Raw genomic sequence first — 18308 nt, forward strand, 5'->3', positions numbered from 1 at the left:
ATTCCCGTAGACGAATTGGGCCGAATTCATCCAACCCTTGTAACACCGCACAGTGGCCGACAGTTGAGTTCCCCACGCCTGCCTGCCAAGCCGGGCACGGCTTTGCAATTGATAATCAGTATCATGTTCGAGTATGAAGCCCGCCCCCCTTTACGGTCTTCCTCCCCATGGTCCCTTCCCGTCTTTCCTTGCCCACGGCCGGGCGCCGCCGGGCGCTGCGGTGCGTGCTGCTTCCCGTGTGGCTCCTGCTGGCGTGTGGGGAGGACAGCGGCCCCCGGCCCGAGCCGCTCCCGGTGGACACCACCGCGCCCCAGCTCCAGGTGCACTCGCCCACGGCGGGTTGGAACTACACCTCGCGGCGGGTCCGCGTGGCGCTCACCGCCACGGATGACACGCGCCTGGCCACCCTGAGCTGGTCCCTCAACGGCGCCGGCTTCCTGCCGCTGCCAGCGGAGGCGCGCACCGGGGACACCTTCCTGCTCGAGGTGGCCCCCCGGCCCGGGAGCAACACGCTGACGGTGTGGGCCGAGGACGGCGCGGGCAACAGCACCGGGCAGACCGTGGCCTTCCACTTCGGCAGCCTCAGCGGCAGCGGGGCGGCGCACACCGGCGTGGTGCGCCAGGGCCGGGTCTACCTGTGGGGCCGCAACAACCTGGGCCAGCTCGGCCTGGGCGAGGAAGTGGTGACGGATCAGCGGGCGCCCCGGCAGGTGCCGGGCCTGGAGGGCGTGGCCGCGCTGGCGCTCAACCAGAACCACACGCTGGCTCTGCTTGAGGACGGCACCGTGTGGGCCTGGGGCGAGAACGCGCAGGGGCAGCTCGGCCTGGGCCCGGCGCCCGTGCCTGGCGCGCCCCGGCCCCCGGACGTCGCGCCGCGCCGGAGCCCCACGCGGGTGGAGGGCCTGAAGGGCGCGGTGGCCCTGGCGCTGGGGTACCGCCACAGCCTGGCGCTGATGGAGGACGGCACGGTGCGCGCCTTCGGGGACAACTCGGCGGGCCAGCTCGGCGACGGGACGGCGGAGCGCTTCCGGGACTTCCCCGTGGGGGTGGGCGGGCTCACCCAGGTGGTGAAGGTGGTGGCCGGCTCGATGCACTCGGTGGCGCTCAAGCAGGACGGCACCGTGTGGGTCTGGGGCCGCAACACCTATGGCAACCTGGGCCAGGGCACGCAGGACGGCCAGCCCCACCCCACCCCCGTGCAGGTGCCGGGGGTGACGGACGTGGTGGACATCGCCTCGGGGCGCGACCACCTCCTGGCCCTGCATGCCGGGGGAACGGTCTCCGCGTGGGGGCTGGACGCCAGCGGCCAGCTGGGCTTCGGCGAGGCATTCCCGGACAAGCAGAGCAACGCGCCCGTCCCAGTGAAGGCGCTGGAGGATGCCCGCTTCGTCTTCGCCAACGGCAACATGAGCTACGCGCAGCGGGCCGGCGGCACGCTCGTCTCGTGGGGGCAGAACTTCAACGGCCAGCTCGGCAACGGGGGCACGAAGGACACGAACGTGCCGGTGGCCGCTGCCGAGGGGCTCACCGGGCTGTGGAGCCTGTCGCCGGGGGCCACGCACGTCGTCGCCCTCCGCGAGGACGGGACCCTCTTCACCTGGGGCTGGAGCTTCAGCGGCTCGCTCGGGCGGGAGTACCTGCTGGACCGGTGGACCTATCCCGAGCCCATCCAGGTGACGCTGCCGTGAGGGCGGGGGCGCTGCTCGGCCTGTGGCTGATGGGCATGGCCTGCCAGCCGGGCCCTGGCACCCGATCCCCTCCCGGGCTCCCGCTTCCACCGGAGCCGCCCCCGGACGTGACCGAGCCGGGAGAGGAGGCTCCCGGCGGCGCCACGAGCGTGAACGTGACGGGCCCCGAGGCCTTCACCCGCCCGGCGGCGAACCTCTCGCTCGGCAGGCGCTCGGACTTCTTCGTGGGCGAGGCCTTCTTCGAGACGGACTGGTTCGCCGCCCCCCACGCGCGAACGGACCGGGATGGGCTGGGGCCGCTCTTCCATGCCGTCTCCTGTCTGGCGTGCCACCCGCGCGGGGGCCGGGGCGCCCCTCCCGGGCCGGGCGAGCCCGCCGTCTCGCTGCTGGTGCGGCTGAGCCTGCCCGGTACCACGCCGGAGGGCGCGCCCGTGCCCGAGCCCACCTATGGAGATCAACTCCAACCGCTGGCGGTGGCGGGCGTGGCGCCCGAGGGGCGCGTGGAGGTGCGCACCACGGAGCAGCCCGGCACCTTCGCGGACGGCACGCCCTACACGCTGCTCGTCCCGGAGCTCGTCCTCTCGGCGCTGGGCTACGGGCCGCTGCATCCGGACACCCGCCTGTCCCCCCGGGTGGCGCAGCCCATGGTGGGCCTGGGCCTGCTGGCCGCGGTGCCGGAGGAGACGGTGCGCGCGTGGGAGGATCCGGACGACGCGGACGGGGACGGCATCTCCGGGCGGGCCAACACCGTCTGGAGTGCCCGGCGGGGCCAGGCCGTGCTGGGCCGCTTCGGCTGGAAGGCGAACCAGCCGGACCTGGAGCACCAGAACGCGGGCGCGCTTCTGGGAGACCTGGGCATCACCTCGCCGCGGTCGCCCGCGGAGCCGTGCACCGCGGCCCAGGCCGGGTGCCGCGCGGCGCCCAGCGGGGGCGCACCGGAGCTGGACGTGCGCAAGCTGGAGGCCCTCACCTTTTATACGCACCTGGTGGGGGTGCCCCTGCGCCAGGCGGTGGACCGGCCCGAGGTGCTGCGGGGCAAGGCGCTCTTCCACCAGACGGGGTGCGCGCGCTGCCACCGCCCCTCGCTGGAGACGGGCGAGGTGGAGGGCTACCCGGAGCTGTCCGGGCAACGCCTCTGGCCCTACACGGACCTGCTGCTGCACGACCTGGGCGAGGCGCTGGCGGACGGCCGCGAGGACTTCCTCGCCACGGGCCAGGAGTGGCGCACGCCGCCGCTGTGGGGATTGGGCCGGACGCACGAGGTGAGCGGCCACACGCGGCTCTTGCACGATGGGCGTGCGCGCTCGGTGATGGAGGCCATCCTCTGGCACGGCGGCGAGGCCGAGGGCTCGCGCGAGCGGGTGCGGCACCTGTCCGCAGAGGACCGGGCGGCGCTGGAGGCCTTCCTGGGCTCGCTGTGAGCGCGTCAGAGCCGGGTGTTGGAGACGGACGGGCCCTCGAAGGGCAAGCGCACGTGGAAGGTGGCGCCCTCGCCGAGCACGCTGTCCACCGTCACCGCGCCGCCGTGGGCCTCGACGATGCGGCGCACCCGGTACAGCCCCAGCCCCAGGCCGCCGTAGTGGCGCACGGGCACCGCGCGCTCGAAGCGCTGGAAGAGCGCATCCAGGCGCTCCGGCTCGATCCCGATGCCGTGGTCGCGCACCTTGAGCACCGCCGCGTCGGGCCGGGCCTCCAGCGTCACCTCCACCGGCTTGCCGGGGCCGAACTTCATGGCGTTGGCCAGCAGGTGCCGCACCACCTGCGCCAGCCGCACGGGGTCCCACCGGCCCAGGGTGCTGGGCATGGGGCTCATCACCAACCGGCACCCGGCGCGCGAGGCCTCCTGCTCGGAGCGGGCCACCGCCTCGCGCACCACCGCGGCCAGGTCCACCTGCTCCAGCTGGAGCAGGGGCGCGTGGCTCTGGAGCTGGGAGACATCCAGCAGCGTGTCCACCAGGCCGGTGAGCCGCTGCACCTGCCGGTCCGCGGACACCAGCGCCTGGGAGATGCGGTCCGGGGAGGTGGGCGTGTCCGCCTGCATCGCGGCGTTGACGCCCTGCAGCCGCAGCCGCAGCGCCGTCAGCGGGGTGCGCAGCTCGTGGGCCGCCACGCTGAGGAACTCATCGCGCGTGCGCACCGCCTCCTGCGTCTCCCGGAAGAGCCGCAGCTGCTCGGTCACGTCGTTGATGATGCCCGCCATGCGCACGGGGCGGCCCTGCGCGTCGCGCATCGCCTGCGCGCGGCTCACGCACGCATGGTAGCTGCCGTCGGCGTGGCGCAGCCGCAGGGAGACGTCATAGGGCACGCCCGTCTCCAGGTGCGCGGCCAGGGACTGCTCCACCCGGCGCCGGTCCTCGGGGTGCGTCAACTCCAGGAACGCGTCATAGGTGCCCGGAAACTCCTCGGGCCTGCGCCCGAGCAGCTCCAGCAGCCGGGGACTGCACCAGAGCGTCTGCTGGCGCAAATCCCAGTCCCAGACGCCGTCATAGGAGCCGGCGACCACGAGCCGGTAGCGCTCCTCGCTCTCGCGCGCGGAGCGCTCGGCCTGGGCCAGCAGCCCCACCTGGCGCTCCAGGCGCCGCACCATGCCGTACAGGTGATCGTCGCACGACAGGCCGTGATCCAGCGGCGCGGCGGCGGCCCCTCCACTTCGCAGCTCCCGCAGGAGCGCGTGGAGGACTTCCTCCCCCTCCTGCGTGCGGCGCACGAAGCCGTTGGCGCCCACGTTCTGCGCCATGCGCAGATCCAGCTCGTCGGGGGCGCCCACGTGCGTCAGCAGGATGGGCACGTTCGACAGCCGCGGATCCTTGCGCAGCGCCAGGCACAGGCGGAAGCCATCGAGCCCCGGCATCAGCACATCCGCGATGATCAACGTGGGCTGCCGCCGCCGGGCCAGCTCCAGCGCGGTCTTCCCATCCGCGGCGCTCAGCACCTCGAAGTGGAAGGGCGCCAGGTGCAGTTGGAGGAGCTTGCGGGAAATCGGATCATCGTCCGCGATGAGCAGGGTGACGTGGGGGGCGCTGTCACTGGCCTCCCGCGCCCCGGGCGGCAGCGCGGCGCGGACCCCCTCCACCAGCTCGCCCAGGGAGGGCGGCCAGCTCTGGAGGAAGGTGGCCTGAAGCCCCCGCTGCGTGAGCCGCTCCCGGTCCAGGGCGGAGGCGAGCACCACCGTGGGGACCGCCTGGGTCTCCAGCTTCACCCCTTCGAGCGGCAAGCTCCCGTCGAGGACCACCACGGTGGGCCGCTCCACCGGCCCGGCCAGCGCCGCCACGGAGTCCACCTCCTGCACCCGCCACCCCTGGCTCTCGAGGGCGAGCGCCTGGAGGGTCCGGCCCGGAGAAGGAGTGGCTGCGAGGAGAACGAGGGGTGGGGTCACGGCAGGACTGGCTGTGCGGGCAGAGGGTAAGCCGTCGTCAGGATAGCGGCAGGCCGCAGTCTCGGCATCGGTAGACCCGAGTCAAGTAGCCATTCCACCAGATGTTGACAGCTTCAACACAGGTATCCGGCAGGCACCCCTTCGCACCGCAGCCCTGCCTGCCCGAAATCCTTGGCAGGGCAGCAGCCGCTCCCTCTGTCACCTCACCTGGGAGGTTCTGAGCTGGCGTCCGACCCCGGGGTTCCCACCACCTCCCAGAGCGGCAAGGGCTCCTGGAACCGCGCCCAGGCCTCCGGCCCCCCTGCCTGTTCGTTGGAGCTCAGCAGACATGCCTCAAGGCGTGTGGCGAGCCAGAAGAAGCCCTTGCTGCGCAGGACACCTTTCCAGCTTCCGTGGATGAAGTTCCAGAACCGCTGAGGTGGAAAGGCACCCGGCTGCGGATGCAGCCGTTGGACAGTTCCACCAGCTTCTCCTCCACGCGGGAGCGCGCGGGGGGAGCACGGTTCGAGAAGGAAAATCCCGTAACTGTATTGCAAAAACAAATCAAGGGCACCAGCACAAGGTCAGATGAAAGTGGACCGCAGATGGGTTATTCGAGGAGCCATGGGCGCAAAGAAGAGTTCTCCCCAACCCACGCTCGCCGAGCTCCAGCAGAAGATCCGTGCCGTGGGGCTGCGGAGCACCTCGCCTCGCGTGGCCGTGCTGCGCGAGCTGGAGACGGCCTCCGCGCCCCTGAGCCATGCGGATCTCGTGGATGCCCTGTGCGACGAGGGCTTCGACCGGGTCACCCTGTACCGCAACCTGACGGACCTCACCGAGGCGGGGCTCGTGCTGCGCTCCGACCTGGGGGACCACGTGTGGCGCTTCGAGCTGCGCCGCGCAGGCAAGGAGCACCAGGGCTTCCACGCGCACTTCACCTGCTCGGACTGCGGCACGGTGGCGTGCCTGCCCGAGGGCGCCATCGCCTTGACGCCCGTCAAGGGCGCGCCCCGGGCGGTCGCCAACCGCGCGGTGGAAGTCCAGCTGCGCGGCCTCTGCGACCGCTGCGACTGAGGGTGTCCCCGGGAGCCCCTGGGTTGAGCCCCGGCCCCCGCTCTGAAAGACTGGGGCCATGCGGCGCTCGCCCCTGGGGAAGGCCGCGCTCGCCTCCCTGCTCCTCCATGCGGTGTTCCTCGCCCTGCTCTGGCAAGGGGAGCCCGCCGTGCCCCCAGGGCGTCCCGCCTCGGCGGCCCTTCCCCTGGAGGTGGACCTCGTCTTCGCGGCGGCCCCGGACCCGCCTTCTACGCCCCCTCCGCCCCCGGCGGCCCCTCCCTCCCGGCCGCGTCCCAAGTCCCGGCCTGCGGCCCCCCTTCCCCCTCCGCCCGCCCCGCCCGCCCCGCTCCCTGAGCCTCCTCGGCCGCCCACCGGGGGGCCGTCCTTGGACGCGCCGGTCGCGGAGCGTCCGGCGCAGGCCCCCGTGCTCCTTCCGCGCTCGCTCGGCGTGGAGGGCACGGTCCCGGTCTCCCCGGAGCCCTCCCGGGGGCGGACGCTCCGGCCGGGAGACCCCAGCCTGTCCCCCGAGGTGCTCGCCGCCGAGGAGAAGGCCCGGGTGGGCACCCGGGTGCAGGCCTTCGCCGAGAACGAACTGGCCACGCTCCGGGTGCAGAACGGCCTGGTGGACGCCTACTTCGGCCGCATCGACACCGCGCTGGAGAAGCAGTTGGAGGACGCGCCACTCTTCGGCGGGCAGAAGGGCCGCCTGACACGCCTGGCCCAGGCGTACCAGGACAGGGCTGCCCGCTACGGCGCGGGACGGGCAGCAGACGCCCCAGCGCACGAGCGCGCGGCCCCCAGCGCCAGCGAACGGTTCGAGGCCCTCTCCCGGGGCAACCCCAACGACAATGGGATGCGGGCCTTCCTGCAGGCGGGCGAATCCATGCAGCGCCTCGCCGAGCCCCCCGGCGGGCTCACCGTCATCCTGGAGCTTCAGCAAGCCCCGGATGGCCAGCTCCGCTCGGTCCAGGTGGTGGAGTCCAGCGGCAACCCGGCCTTCGACGCCTATGTGGTGGACGCGGTGCCCCCGGCGCTCGCGGGCCTGGAGCCGCCCGCGGGCAAGGCCCTGGGCGTGCGCGAGGACGGCATCCGCTCGCGCTGGGCCGTCGAGGGCCGCGTCGTCTACCTCCGGAAGCTCAAGGACATGAAAGGCCAGGACGCGTGGTACGTGGCCAGCATGGCCGGGCTGGGCGTGCTCTCCGGCCGCTTCGAGGAGACCACGGGAGACATCGAGGCCGTGGACCTGCTCCACCCGCGCTTCACCTGCCGCGCGCGCCTGCTCCAGGTGTGGTGAGCCGCCTGCCCGGCCGCTCCCCGGACGGCGGAGCCCTGGAGGGCGGGGGACTTGCTTGGCACAGCGCGCCGTGAGCCCCACCGTTGGGCGCAGACAGAAGCATCCATTCCTTTCTCAGGAGATTCGCGAATGAAGAAGCTCATCGCGGCATTGGTCGTTTGCGTGGGAACCACGGCATTCGCGGCGCAGGAGGGCCAGTCGGACAAGCCCCATCCCGGCACGGGCCTGAATGCCACCGAGGTGCTCCCCCAGAAGCCGGGCAGCTCCATCGAGAAGGCCGAGCGGGACGCGGACAAGGGCATTGACGCCACCGAGGTGGGCCCGCGCATCAGCAAGGGCGCCAAGGACCTGACCGGCCAGGACTCGGACAAGACCGTCAAGGCGGACAAGACCCTGAAGGCCACCGGCGCCTTCGACATCAAGGGCACGATCGCCAGCCGCTCGGACGATGGCATCACCCTGGAGCGCCCGGGCCTGCCGGCCGCGGAGCTCGACGTGCGCGACGAGACGGCGGTGTGGCTGAACGGCAAGAAGGTGAAGGCCGACGCGCTGCCCGAGGGGGCGCAAGTGCGGGCGAAGTTCCAGATCGACGGCGATGACATCGTCGCCGTGGAGCTGCGCGCCACCAGCACCGTGAAGTAACCCCACCTGCCGCACCCATCCGGGCCCGTTTCCCTCACTGGGGAGCGGGCCCGGCCGTTTCTGGGAAAAAACCTTCCCACTCCCTGTACGCCTGCCCACAGATCCCCCGGCTCCCAGGCCGGTACGACACTTGCTCTGGTTCCTCTCCGTTCGAGGGAGGCAACAACGGTGATGCGTAGATTGGTGGGCGCGTGCGCGGTGGTGGCGGTGGTGATGGCGTGGGCATGTGGCTCGGAGTCGGAGCCCCCTGTTCAGAACAACGTGAATGAGGAGCCCCAGAAGCCGGGAGCGCCGGACTCGGGCACCCCGGGGACGCCGGGCACCCCGGACTCGGGCACCCCGCAGCCTCCGGATTCGGGCACGCCCGAAACGCCGGACTCGGGGACGCCGGACCTCCCGGACTCTGGGACGCCCGACGTTCCTCCTCCTCCGCCCCAGGGGGGGCCGGGCCCCTGGCCCACCGACACGGTGGTCAACTACACGCAGCGCTACAACCTGGGGCGCGTGCAGTCGGTGAGCGTGGATGACGGCCAGAACATCTGGCTGCTCAACGGCGAGAGCATCGGCGTGCTGCGCCCGGGCGACACCCAGCCACGGTGGGTGAGCCACATCGGCCAGGCCAGCCAGGGCTTCGGCCCGGACCGGCTGGCCACGGGCTCCACCGTCATCTGCGGCGGCACGGCGGGCCGGGCCTACGTGGGCTACACCGCCGAGGACGTGCCGGGCGGCGCCTTCATCTTCAGCCCCGACGGGCGCTCGCATCCCAACTACAACGATCCGGACCCCACCCGGTATGACCCGGTGCGCTACGGCGAGTACCTGAAGGGCGACATGGACGTGGTGCGCCTGACCGCCGACGGCTCCATCGCGCTGGAAGAGCACCTGCAGAAGTCCGCCACGCCCAACGGGCCACAGAACATCGGCATCCGCAACACCAACGACCACCACTTCGACGAGGACCGCTCGGTGCTCACCTGCACCAAGGTGATGAAGGGCTCGCAGCGCGGGGACATCTACATCGGCACCAACCACGGCGTCACCCGCATCAAGGGCCTGCAGTACAACAGCCACCGGCACCCGGTGTGGTTCGAGGAGAAGCGGGACGAGAACGGCAACGTCACCGGCGAGACGCAGCGCGCCGGCTACACCTACGCGCTGGGCATCTCCCAGGAAGGCGACGTGCTCATCGGCAACGACTGGAACGTGGGCGTGGTGCCGCCGACCCCGAACCTGGTGGACTGGGACCGGACCGAGCAGTCCATCATGCCCGAGAAGCTCAACAGCTACGTGCGTGCCGTGAACAGCCTGCCGGAGAAGGACTACTGGCGCGGCTTCCAGCAGACCACCGACGGCAGCTACTACCTGGCCAGCCGCGACTACGGGCTGTGGAAGATGACCATCCTGCGCCGCTCGGAGGAGAGCTCCGTGAAGGTGGCGGGGCTGCCCACCGACTCGCTCACCGCGCTGGCGGCCACCGATGACGGCTCGCTCTTCATCGGCACCAAGACGCACGGCCTGTGGCGCATGGACGCCCAGAAGCAGCTCTCGCAGGTGACGGGCGTGGACGGCTCCCAGGTGCGCGAGCTCTTCTATGATCCGTCGGTGAAGCCCGCCTCGCTCTATGTCCTCACGAGCAGCGGCCTCACGGTGATTCGCGGCCACTAACTCCCAGCACTGAACCAGCACCGCCTCACACGAGGGCCGGTGGGGGAGCCGAGAGGCCCTCCCGCCGGCCCTTCGCATTGGGGCCCTACCTTGGACGACATGCCGGGGCCGCTCTGCGAGCAACTGGACGCGGCGCCTGTCCCAGGGATGGGAATATCCCAGGCCCCTGATCGCCTTCTGAGGAGGCCAAAAGTTTCACGGGACACGGGGGGCAAGCAGGCAGCGCCCCCCGGCTTCATTCCCGTGGGCCTTCTTCTCTAGAATCGTCCGCCCGCCGGATGACGTTTTGGAAGGACACGCATGCGCTTGAGACTCTCCCGCCGCCTCGAAGCCCGCGCCACCCTGAACGTGGCCGCCAATGCCATGGCCCCCAACAGGCTGCGCCCGGCGCGGAACGAGCTCGTGCTCCGGGATGAGCCCGAGGCGCTGCGGCTGCGCTGGCGGGACTACTTCGCGCTCAACGAGCACCTGCTGCACGTGCCGGGGCTGAGCCCGGAGCATGACGGGCTGCGCGTGGCGCAGCTGTCAGACGTGCACGTGGGCCAGGCCACCTCCGCGGTGCGCATCCGCCGCGCGGTGGAGGCGGTGAACGCCTCGGCGCCGGACCTGGTGTTCCTCACGGGCGACTACGTCACCCACAGCCCCAAGCCGCTGCCGCGCGTGCGCGAGCTGCTGGCGGGGCTCCGGGGCCCCGTCTTCGTGGTGATGGGCAACCATGACCACTGGGTGAACGCGCCCTACCTGCGCGAGGGCTTCGAGCAGTTGGGCTACACGGTGCTCCAGAACGAGCACCGGGTGGTGCACGTGCGCGGGGCGCCCGCCACGGTGCTCGGCGTGGACGATGGGCGCACGGGCCGCGACGACGTGGAGGCCACCTTCCGGGGCGCGCCCACGAGCGGCACGCGGCTGGTGCTGGCCCACACCCCGCCCACCATCGAGAAGCTGCCGCCGCACCAGGGGCTGGTGCAGTTCTCCGGACACACGCACGGCGGCCAGTTCGTGGTGCGCGGGCTCACCGAGGCCGTCTTCCGCCGCGCGGGCCAGCCCTACATCCGCGGCCACTACACCGTGCGCGGCAACCAGCTCTACGTGAACCAGGGGCTGGGCTTCGGCTTCGGCGGGCCCTACCTGCGGCGCGGCACCCAGCCCGAGGTGGCCTTCTTCACGCTGCGCGCCGCCCCCGCCCTCCAGCCGGCCCTGTAGCCCCTTGCCGCTCGGGGCCCGGCCTTCTTGTCCGGGCCTGCCTGGACGCCTACACTGTGCGCAGCAGGAGCAATGGCGATGGGTAAGAGAGGTCCGCCCCCGAGCTTCGATCGTGGCGAGGCGCTGCGCCAGGCGATGAACGTCTTCTGGGAGCACGGCTACGAGGGGGCGACCATCTCCCAGCTCAAGGAGGCGATGGGCGGGCTGTGTGCCCCCAGCATCTACGCCGCGTTCGGCTCGAAGGAGGCGCTGTTCCGCGAGGCGGTGGAGCTCTACCGCACGGACAGCCGGCCCTTCTGGGGCGACGAGCAGCCCACAGCGCGCGGCGCCATCGAGACGCTGCTGCGCAACGCCGCCATCCGCTACTCCACACCGGGCCAGCCGCGCGGCTGCATGGTGGATCTCGGCACGACGCTCAGCTCGCCCAGCAACCGCGGCATCCAGGACTACCTGCGGGCCTGCCGGCACGAGGCGGCGGAGAAGATCCGCACGCGGCTCCAGCGCGGCATCGCCGAGGGAGACCTTGATGCCCGGACGGATGTGGAGGCGCTCACGGCCTTCTACACCACGGTGCTCCAGGGGCTCTCGACGCAGGCCAGCGACGGTGCCTCCCGGCAGACGATGATGGCGGCCGTCGGCTGCGCGATGGCGGCCTGGGACACGCTCTTGGGCGCGGCCCAGGCGGTTCCTAGCCGTTCCTAATTGTCACACATCACGTCGAGACAGCCGCCGCCCACCGGGGCGCAGACGCCACAGGCCGAGTTGCAGCAGAACGTGCCCTTGTTGCAGTAGTTCGTGCCACAAGGACCGCCGCCCGCGAGTAAGGGCGGCAAAAGCCGACAATGTTGAACCCCCTCGGGGCGCGCCTTGTCCTGGCGGTCCATTGACCCAAGCAAAAGCCCGCTGGTAGACAGCAAGGGCCCTCTCCTTGCTTGATTCTCGTGTGCCCAGTGGTTTCCACTCCAACGGTCTGGCTCCTGGATGACAGCCCCACGGAAACAGACTTCATCCGGACGGCACTGGCGTCCACCTGCCGTATCTCCAGCTTCACGGACGGCGCGGCCTTCCTGGAGGCACTCGGCCACTCAGAACTCCCCGACGTGGCGGTGATGGACTGGGAGATGCCGGGCCTGTCCGGCATCGAAGTGTGCGAGTACCTTCGGAGCAACCCGGCCACGGAGTTACTTCCGGTGCTCCTGCTGACCTCGCACCAGACGGCGGAAGACGTGGTGCGGGGCATGGAGGCGGGCGCCAGCGACTACGTCTTCAAGCCGTTCCGGCCCCTGGAACTGGTGGCGCGCGTGCAGGCGCTGGCACGGAGGGACCTTCAGCGAAGGCGGACGCTCGCGCAGGAGCAGGCCCAGCGGCAGAGGGCGGAGAAAGCGCTCGCGGAGGTGCAGGCCGCCGAGGAGCAGGCCAGGGCCGCGGAGGCAGGCACCCGCCAGCGGGCCGAGTTCGAGCGCCGGCTGATCGGCATCGTCAGTCACGACCTGCGCAACCCCCTGAGCGCCATCTCCCTGACGGCTTCGGCCATGGCGCGCCAGGGGATCAGCGAGTGGCACCAACGGGGCCTCCAGCGCATCCTGCTGTCGGCCGAGCGCGCCACGCGGATGATCCACGACCTGCTGGATTTCACCCGGACCCAGCAGGGCAGTGGCATGGCCATCCAGCGGACGGCCTCGGACCTGCACGCGGTGGTGGGCGCGATCGTGGACGAGGTGAGGGATGCCCACCCGAGCCGGTCCATCGAAGTCATCCAGAGCGGCAATGGCGTGGGCGAGTGGGATCCGGACCGGCTGGAGCAGGTCGCCTCGAACCTGCTGAGCAACGCGCTTCAGTACAGCCCGGCGGACACGCCGGTGCGGGTAGAGACGCGGGGGGAAGACGGCACGCTGGTGCTGGAGGTCCAGAACGCCGGGCCCCCGATTCCCGCGGAGCTGCTGCCCCGCATTTTCGAGCCCATGGAGCGGGGCAGTGCCCTGGCGGGAAGCAACATCGGCCTGGGCCTCTATATCGTGCGGAACCTGGTGCTCGCGCACGGAGGGTCTGTCAGCGTCCATTCCACGGAGGCCGAGGGCACCACCTTCACGGTGCGGCTGCCGCGTCAGGCCCCCTCGGAGCAGGACTAAGTAAGGCCCCCGTTAACGGGTCTCCCAGGTCTGGAAGCTCAACCCGTCCAACGCCAGCCGCTGCACGGCATCCACCCAGTTCCCGGTGACGATGATGAGCGTCGGCCACGCGGCGAGCCGGAACACGTCCAGGGAGGTGGGCAGCGATTGCCTGGCAAGAATGGGCTGCTCCGGGAGCTTCAGGAAATCGTTGCCACAGATGGCACACGGAGGCCTGGGGTCTGCGGGCAAACAAGCGGGATGGAACTGCCCCTGCACTTCCAACTGCAGTTCCAGCAACTCAGGCGGGCGGCTGCCACGAAAACGCACGTCGAGAGGACGCCCCTGAAGTCCCCGGAGCCCTGCCTCCTGAAGCCGCTCGAACGCCTCCCGGCGGGCATAGAGCGACCACGGGTCTTGCATGAAGAGCTGGCCGAAAGACCCCGAGCCAGTTCCCTCCAGGGGGCCGAATCTCGTCCCCGGTTCGAGGAGAGCGCCAGGGGGCGCCAGGGGACGCACCCGCTCACGAAGCCGGGAAAACTCTTCGCGAGGCACGGGCCATGGATCCGACAATCGCTTCCGCTCGGCGGGCGGTAACGCCGAGAGGTCCACGCAGGGGTATTCCAGTCCTCCCACGCCCCCTCCGGTGCGGCACGAGGGACAAGGCTCCACCCCTGGCAGCCCCCACGGGTGCTGGGCATTCAATGTCCCCGTGTAGCGGGGCGAAGGATCTCGCAGAGGCCGGTAGAACTTCATGCGGTGGGTGGAAGAGGCCATGACGAGTTCGTAAGCAGAGAAGAAACGCTCCGGCACCTTAACCAGGCAAAGGGGCTCAGCGCCCGGGAAGGCCCATCCCCAGGCCCCCTCCCGTGCGTGCTAGGGTCCCCTCCCCGCTCCCGGCATGCTCTTCACCAGCGCCACGTTCCTCCTGTTTCACCTCGCGGTGGTGGCCCTGCGGTGGGTCCTGCCCCGGTGGCTGGTGTCCCCGCTGCTGTTGGTGAGCAGCTACGTCTTCTACCTGTCCTGGGGGCCCGTGTACGGCCTACTCATGGGAGGGATGACGCTGGTGGGCTGGGCGGTGGCGCTCGGGCTGGAGCGCGGCTGGCACCGGCGGATGCTGCTGGGCGGCAGCGTGGTGGCCCTGCTGGGTGTGCTCGCCTGGTTCAAGTACGCCGGCTTCCTCACGGCGCAGGGCGCGGCCGTGCTGCGGCTCCTGGGTCACGAAGCGGGCACAGGCAAGGTGGACATCGTCCTGCCGCTGGCCATCTCCTTCTATACGTTCGAGCTCATCAGCTACCTGGTGGACGTGTACCGGGGCACCCCGGCGGAGCGCTCGCTGTGGCGCTTCGCGCTGTACGTGGCCTACTACCCGCACCTCATCGCGGGCCCCATCGTCCGCGCGGGCGAGTTGCTGCCCCAGCTGCGCACGCCTTCCGCCTTCGACGGGCAGCGCTTCAGCGAGGGGGTGTTCCTGTGCCTCATCGGCTTCACCAAGAAGCTCGTCTTCGCCGACCGCCTCTCCTTTTGGGCGGACGAGGTATTCGCCCGCCCGGGCGCGCACGCGAGCTTCGGCGTGTGGATGGGCGTCATCGCCTACACGGGGCAGATCTACTGTGACTTCTCCGGGTACACGGACATCGCCCGGGGCGCGTCGAAGATGCTGGGGCTGGAGCTGCCGGAGAACTTCCGGCTGCCCTACCTCTCCACCTCCCTCACCGAGTTCTGGCGGCGCTGGCACATGACGCTGTCGCGCTGGCTGCGCGACTACCTCTACATCTCCCTGGGCGGCAACCGCCACGGCGCCTGGGCGCAGTACCGCAACCTCTTCCTCACCATGGTGCTGGGCGGGCTGTGGCACGGGGCGAACTGGACATTCCTCTTCTGGGGCGCGCTGCACGGGGCGGGGCTCGCGGTGCACAAGTTGTGGGATGGCTTCGCGCGGGCCCGGCCCTGGGGCGCGCTGCGCGAGCGGCTGCCGTACCGCATGGCCGCCTGGGCGGGGACGCTGGTGTTCGTGATGGTGGGCTGGGTGTACTTCCGCGCGCCCACCTTCACGCTCGCGCATGAGGTGCTCGGACGCATGTTCCTGCCCGCCGTGGGGCCGGACACGCTCCAGACAGCATGGACCGCGTTCCCGGTGGGGCTGCGCACGGCGCTGGTGCTCACCGGCGCGCTGGCGGGGGCGCACGTGCTGGGGCGCTTCGAGGTGGGCAACAGGCTGCACGGATGGCTGCCAGCGCCGGCACGGGGCGTGGTGTGGCTGGCGCTGGTGCTCGGCTGCTACCTGCTGGCCGAGCCCCGGGAGCAGTTCATCTATTTCCAGTTCTGAGCCATGAACACCGCCCGGCCCTCCCCCGCTCCAGAGCCGCTGCCCTCCGGGCCCTCCGTCCCGCCCGAGATGCCTTCGACAGGACCGGCGCGCCACCGCTGGGCCGCGGCGGTGGCGGTGGCGGTGCTGGTGCTGGGCGTGGTGGGACTGGATGCGGGCTTCCGCCGCTCGCGGCTGGCGAAGGCCCTGGCGGCCGAGAGCCTCTACATCCACAAGGGGCGCACCTTCGATGCGTCCCCGGGCGCGGACATCGGCATGACGGGGGACTCGCGCATCCTCCACGGCTTCTTCCCGGCGGTGGCGGCCGAGCTCTTGGAAGAGGAGCGGGGCGAGCGGCTGCGCGTGTACAACGCGGGCCTGTCCGGCGCGCCGCCCATGGCGCAGTTGGCCTGGGTGCGGCGCTTCCTGTCCCATCCGGAGCGGCGGGCGAAGCTCGTGGTGATGGGCATCTCGCCGTACATGTTCTCGTCGCGGATCGCCTGGAATCCCTCGCGCGAGTCGCTCACCACGCTGTGGCGGCTCCAGGACCTGGGCGCGGCAGTGCGGGCAGGGGCGGGCTTCGAGGAGCTGAGCACCATCACCGTATCGAACCTCTTCGAGGCGGTGCGGCTCCGGCCCCAGGTGGTGCAGGGGGTCTTCCACGGGCGCACGCCGGGCAGCGCGGCGGACACGGGCGAGGACGGCTACGTGCGCATCGCGAGCGTGGACCCGTACACGCAGGCGGCACGCGCCCAGCATCGGGGCATGGGGTACCGCACGGAGATGTGGAAGCCCGAGGCCCACTTCGGCAACGAGCAGATGGGCTACTTCGAGGAGGCCCTGCGCGAGCTGCGCGAGGAGGGCATCCCCACGTTGATCATCAACACCCCCTCGGCCAGCCAGGTGGAGGTGGCCTATGGCCCCAACAGCCTCTATGACGAGCACCTCGCCTGGGTGAAGGCGAAGGCGGAGCAGTACGGGGCCAGGTTCGCGGACCTGAAGCGGGTGCCAGGCCTCCAGGACACGGACTTCGTGGACGGCGACCACCTGAGCGTCGCGGGCGCGGTGAAGTTCACCGAGTACCTCACGCGCGAGCACCTCCTGCCCATGCTCGGAGGCCCCGGGGCAGCGAGCGCCGGATGCCGCCCGCTGTTCTCCTTCGACGCTCCGGGGCTGCCCGGCTGGACACTCCAGGGCGAAGCAATGGCGGATGCGGTGCAGACAGGCCCCGTGCCCGGCCAGCAGCCCATCACCGGCCAGCGCGGAAGCGGGTTCCTCAACACGTTCACCGCCCAGGGGGACACGCCGGTGGGCGAAGCCCTCTCGCCGCCGTTCCTGCTGGAGGGCTCCCGCCTGCGCCTGCGCGTGGGAGGGGGCGGCGAGGGACGCGAAGTGGGCGTGGCACTGCTTGTGGAAGGACGCGAGGTGGCGCGGGGAAACGGCCAGGACGCGGAGCACCTGGGACAGGTGGCCTGGGACGTGGCGAGACTGCGAGGACAGACGGCCCATCTGCGCATCTGGGACGCGGCCAGCGGCGGGTGGGGCCACATCCTCGTGGACGACGTGCGGATCTGCCCGTGAGCTGATCAGAAGCGCAGCATTGCCAACCAGGGCTACCAAGTCGTGAATCTACCTCAAGGTGCTCGGTTCCTCAGGAACCCACTCCCTCAGGAGTTGGAGAAGTAGCGGCCTCCATCCCCAACAGCTTCTCCTGCTGGGCGTGGTTGACGGCCAGGGCCTGCCGGGAATCCCGGGGCAGCAGCACGGTGAAGGTGGTGCCCTCCTCGGTGGAGTGAACGCTCACCTGGCCGCCGTGGGCCTGAACCAGTTCCTTCACGATGTAGAGCCCCAGCCCCAGCCCGCGGCGCTTCCGTCCGTCTCCCGCCCGGGGGCTGCCCTGCTGGAAGGGCTCGAACAGCGTGACCAGCCGGTCCCCGGGAATGGGCGCGCCGGGGTTGTGCACCTCCAGCGCCTGCATGTCCCCGTGCGGGTAGCTGCGGACGATGACGGGCACCTCCTCGCCGCCGTGCTCCAGCGCGTTGGACACCAGGTTGCTCAGCACCTGCGCCAGCCGCTCGGAGTCCCACACCCCCTCGCTGGAGCCCTGCTCGTCATAGAGGATGCACCGCTCCGGGGCCGCCGCGGACAGCTCCCCCACCACCTGCTGGCACAGCGTGCTCAGCTGCATGGGCATCACGAACAGGGGAATCCCCCCGGACTGCCGGGCCCGCGTGAGGTCTAGGATGTCGGAGATCATCTTCGACATGCGCCCGGCGCTCGACTCGATGCGCTGCCCCAGCTCCTGCTGGAAGTTCGTCAGCGAGCCCTGGCGGCACAGCGCCTTCGCCGACACCATCACGGCGCTCAGCGGGTTGCGCAGGTCATGCCCCAGCACGCCGATGAAGCGCTCCCGGAACTCGGCCTCCGCCACCATGCGCTCCTCGCGCTCCAGGGCCCGCTCCAGCGCCTCGCGGACCTTGGAGTCCTTGCGCCGCGCCTCCGTCACATCCTTCAGCCACAGCGCGAAGCCCTCGCCCCGGGGCACGGCCGTGGCCTGCCACCAGGACTCCGTTCCGCCCAGCTGGCAGTGCAGCTCCGTGAGGTAGGGCTCGCCGGACTCCACCACGTGGGTGCAGGCGGCCACGTCGAGCAGACGCTCCACCCACTTCACCCACCGGTCCATCCCGCCGTGGGCCTCATGCGCGAGCACCCCGCGCTCCGCGCCCGGATTCCAGTTCACACACCGCCAGGATTTCGTGGCGCCCTCCCGGCCTCGGACAGCCTCGAAGAGCAGACACGGCGTCCCGCCCTCAACGAGCTGGCTCCCTACCCGGAGTTTCCCGGACACAGAAGACTTGTGCATGCGCCCCCCTGTGCGCCCCCGTGCCGCCCGGAGATTTCCCTCCCGGCGGCGCGTGCAGCGCGCGGCGGAGCGAGCCTGGCATGAACCGCGCGAAGGAAGGCAGGGACTCCGGTCCAAGGTGCTGGCCAG

At 71.0% G+C, this 18308-nt stretch carries 15 protein-coding genes; 11 read left to right on the top strand and 4 right to left on the bottom strand.

Translation table 11 applies throughout. The annotated features are described in order from the left end of the window. The first annotated feature begins 167 nt into the window (after positions 1–167). Complete coding sequence (locus tag KY661_RS18855) at positions 168–1688, top strand: RCC1 domain-containing protein (RefSeq protein ID WP_263437163.1); 1521 nt, start codon at positions 168–170, stop codon at positions 1686–1688. 29 nt (positions 1689–1717) lie between these two features. Continuing rightward, a complete protein-coding gene (locus KY661_RS18860; protein ID WP_398577212.1) occupies positions 1718–3109 on the top strand; it encodes a di-heme oxidoreductase family protein in 1392 nt (463 codons plus the stop codon). A 5-nt stretch (positions 3110–3114) separates the two neighbouring features. On the opposite strand, the gene KY661_RS18865 is transcribed toward KY661_RS18860, so the two are convergent. Then, positions 3115–5064 carry an ATP-binding protein gene (locus tag KY661_RS18865; RefSeq protein WP_225411520.1) on the bottom strand — a complete coding sequence of 650 codons (1950 nt, stop codon included), beginning with the start codon at positions 5062–5064 and terminating at the stop codon, positions 3115–3117. Between the two features lie 203 nt (positions 5065–5267). Beyond that, positions 5268–5606: a CobW C-terminal domain-containing protein gene (locus KY661_RS18870; RefSeq protein ID WP_317987281.1), complete on the bottom strand. Its 339-nt coding sequence runs from the start codon at positions 5604–5606 to the stop codon at positions 5268–5270. 61 nt (positions 5607–5667) lie between these two features. Between KY661_RS18870 and KY661_RS18875 the strand changes: the two genes are divergently transcribed. From KY661_RS18875 to KY661_RS18905, 7 genes are all read left to right on the top strand, one after another. After that, positions 5668–6117, top strand: a complete 450-nt coding sequence (locus KY661_RS18875; protein WP_225411522.1) for a Fur family transcriptional regulator — start codon at positions 5668–5670, stop codon at positions 6115–6117. A gap of 58 nt (positions 6118–6175) precedes the next feature. Continuing rightward, positions 6176–7390: a TonB C-terminal domain-containing protein gene (locus KY661_RS18880; protein ID WP_225411523.1), complete on the top strand. Its 1215-nt coding sequence runs from the start codon at positions 6176–6178 to the stop codon at positions 7388–7390. 129 nt (positions 7391–7519) lie between these two features. Then, positions 7520–8032 (top strand): hypothetical protein, encoded by a 513-nt coding sequence (locus KY661_RS18885; protein ID WP_225411524.1) that lies wholly within the window; start codon positions 7520–7522, stop codon positions 8030–8032. Positions 8033–8203: 171 nt separating this feature from the next. Further along, positions 8204–9697: a hypothetical protein gene (locus KY661_RS18890; protein WP_225411663.1), complete on the top strand. Its 1494-nt coding sequence runs from the start codon at positions 8204–8206 to the stop codon at positions 9695–9697. A 300-nt stretch (positions 9698–9997) separates the two neighbouring features. Next, positions 9998–10900: a metallophosphoesterase gene (locus tag KY661_RS18895; protein ID WP_225411525.1), complete on the top strand. Its 903-nt coding sequence runs from the start codon at positions 9998–10000 to the stop codon at positions 10898–10900. A 78-nt stretch (positions 10901–10978) separates the two neighbouring features. After that, the gene (locus tag KY661_RS18900; RefSeq protein ID WP_225411526.1) at positions 10979–11602 is read left to right on the top strand and encodes a TetR/AcrR family transcriptional regulator; all 624 of its coding nucleotides are present in this window, start codon (positions 10979–10981) and stop codon (positions 11600–11602) included. 248 nt (positions 11603–11850) lie between these two features. Further along, positions 11851–13029 carry a hybrid sensor histidine kinase/response regulator gene (locus KY661_RS18905; protein ID WP_225411527.1) on the top strand — a complete coding sequence of 393 codons (1179 nt, stop codon included), beginning with the start codon at positions 11851–11853 and terminating at the stop codon, positions 13027–13029. A gap of 12 nt (positions 13030–13041) precedes the next feature. Here the strand turns inward: KY661_RS18905 and sitI6 are convergent, their stop codons facing one another. Beyond that, positions 13042–13764 (bottom strand): SitI6 family double-CXXCG motif immunity protein, encoded by a 723-nt coding sequence (sitI6, locus tag KY661_RS18910; RefSeq protein ID WP_225411664.1) that lies wholly within the window; start codon positions 13762–13764, stop codon positions 13042–13044. A gap of 145 nt (positions 13765–13909) precedes the next feature. Here sitI6 and KY661_RS18915 point away from each other — a divergent pair, with 145 nt between their 5' ends. After that, on the top strand, positions 13910–15337 hold the full coding sequence (locus KY661_RS18915) for an MBOAT family O-acyltransferase (RefSeq protein WP_225411528.1): 1428 nt from the start codon (positions 13910–13912) through the stop codon (positions 15335–15337). A gap of 3 nt (positions 15338–15340) precedes the next feature. Beyond that, positions 15341–16897, top strand: a complete 1557-nt coding sequence (locus KY661_RS18920) for a DUF1574 domain-containing protein (protein WP_225411529.1) — start codon at positions 15341–15343, stop codon at positions 16895–16897. Positions 16898–16967: 70 nt separating this feature from the next. Here KY661_RS18920 and KY661_RS18925 read toward each other — a convergent pair whose 3' ends face one another. Next, a complete protein-coding gene (locus KY661_RS18925; protein ID WP_225411530.1) occupies positions 16968–18179 on the bottom strand; it encodes a sensor histidine kinase in 1212 nt (403 codons plus the stop codon). Between the last annotated feature and the right edge of the window lie 129 nt (positions 18180–18308).

This window comes from Allostigmatella hybrida (assembly GCF_020103775.1).
Lineage (GTDB): Bacteria > Myxococcota > Myxococcia > Myxococcales > Myxococcaceae > Hyalangium > Hyalangium aurantiaca.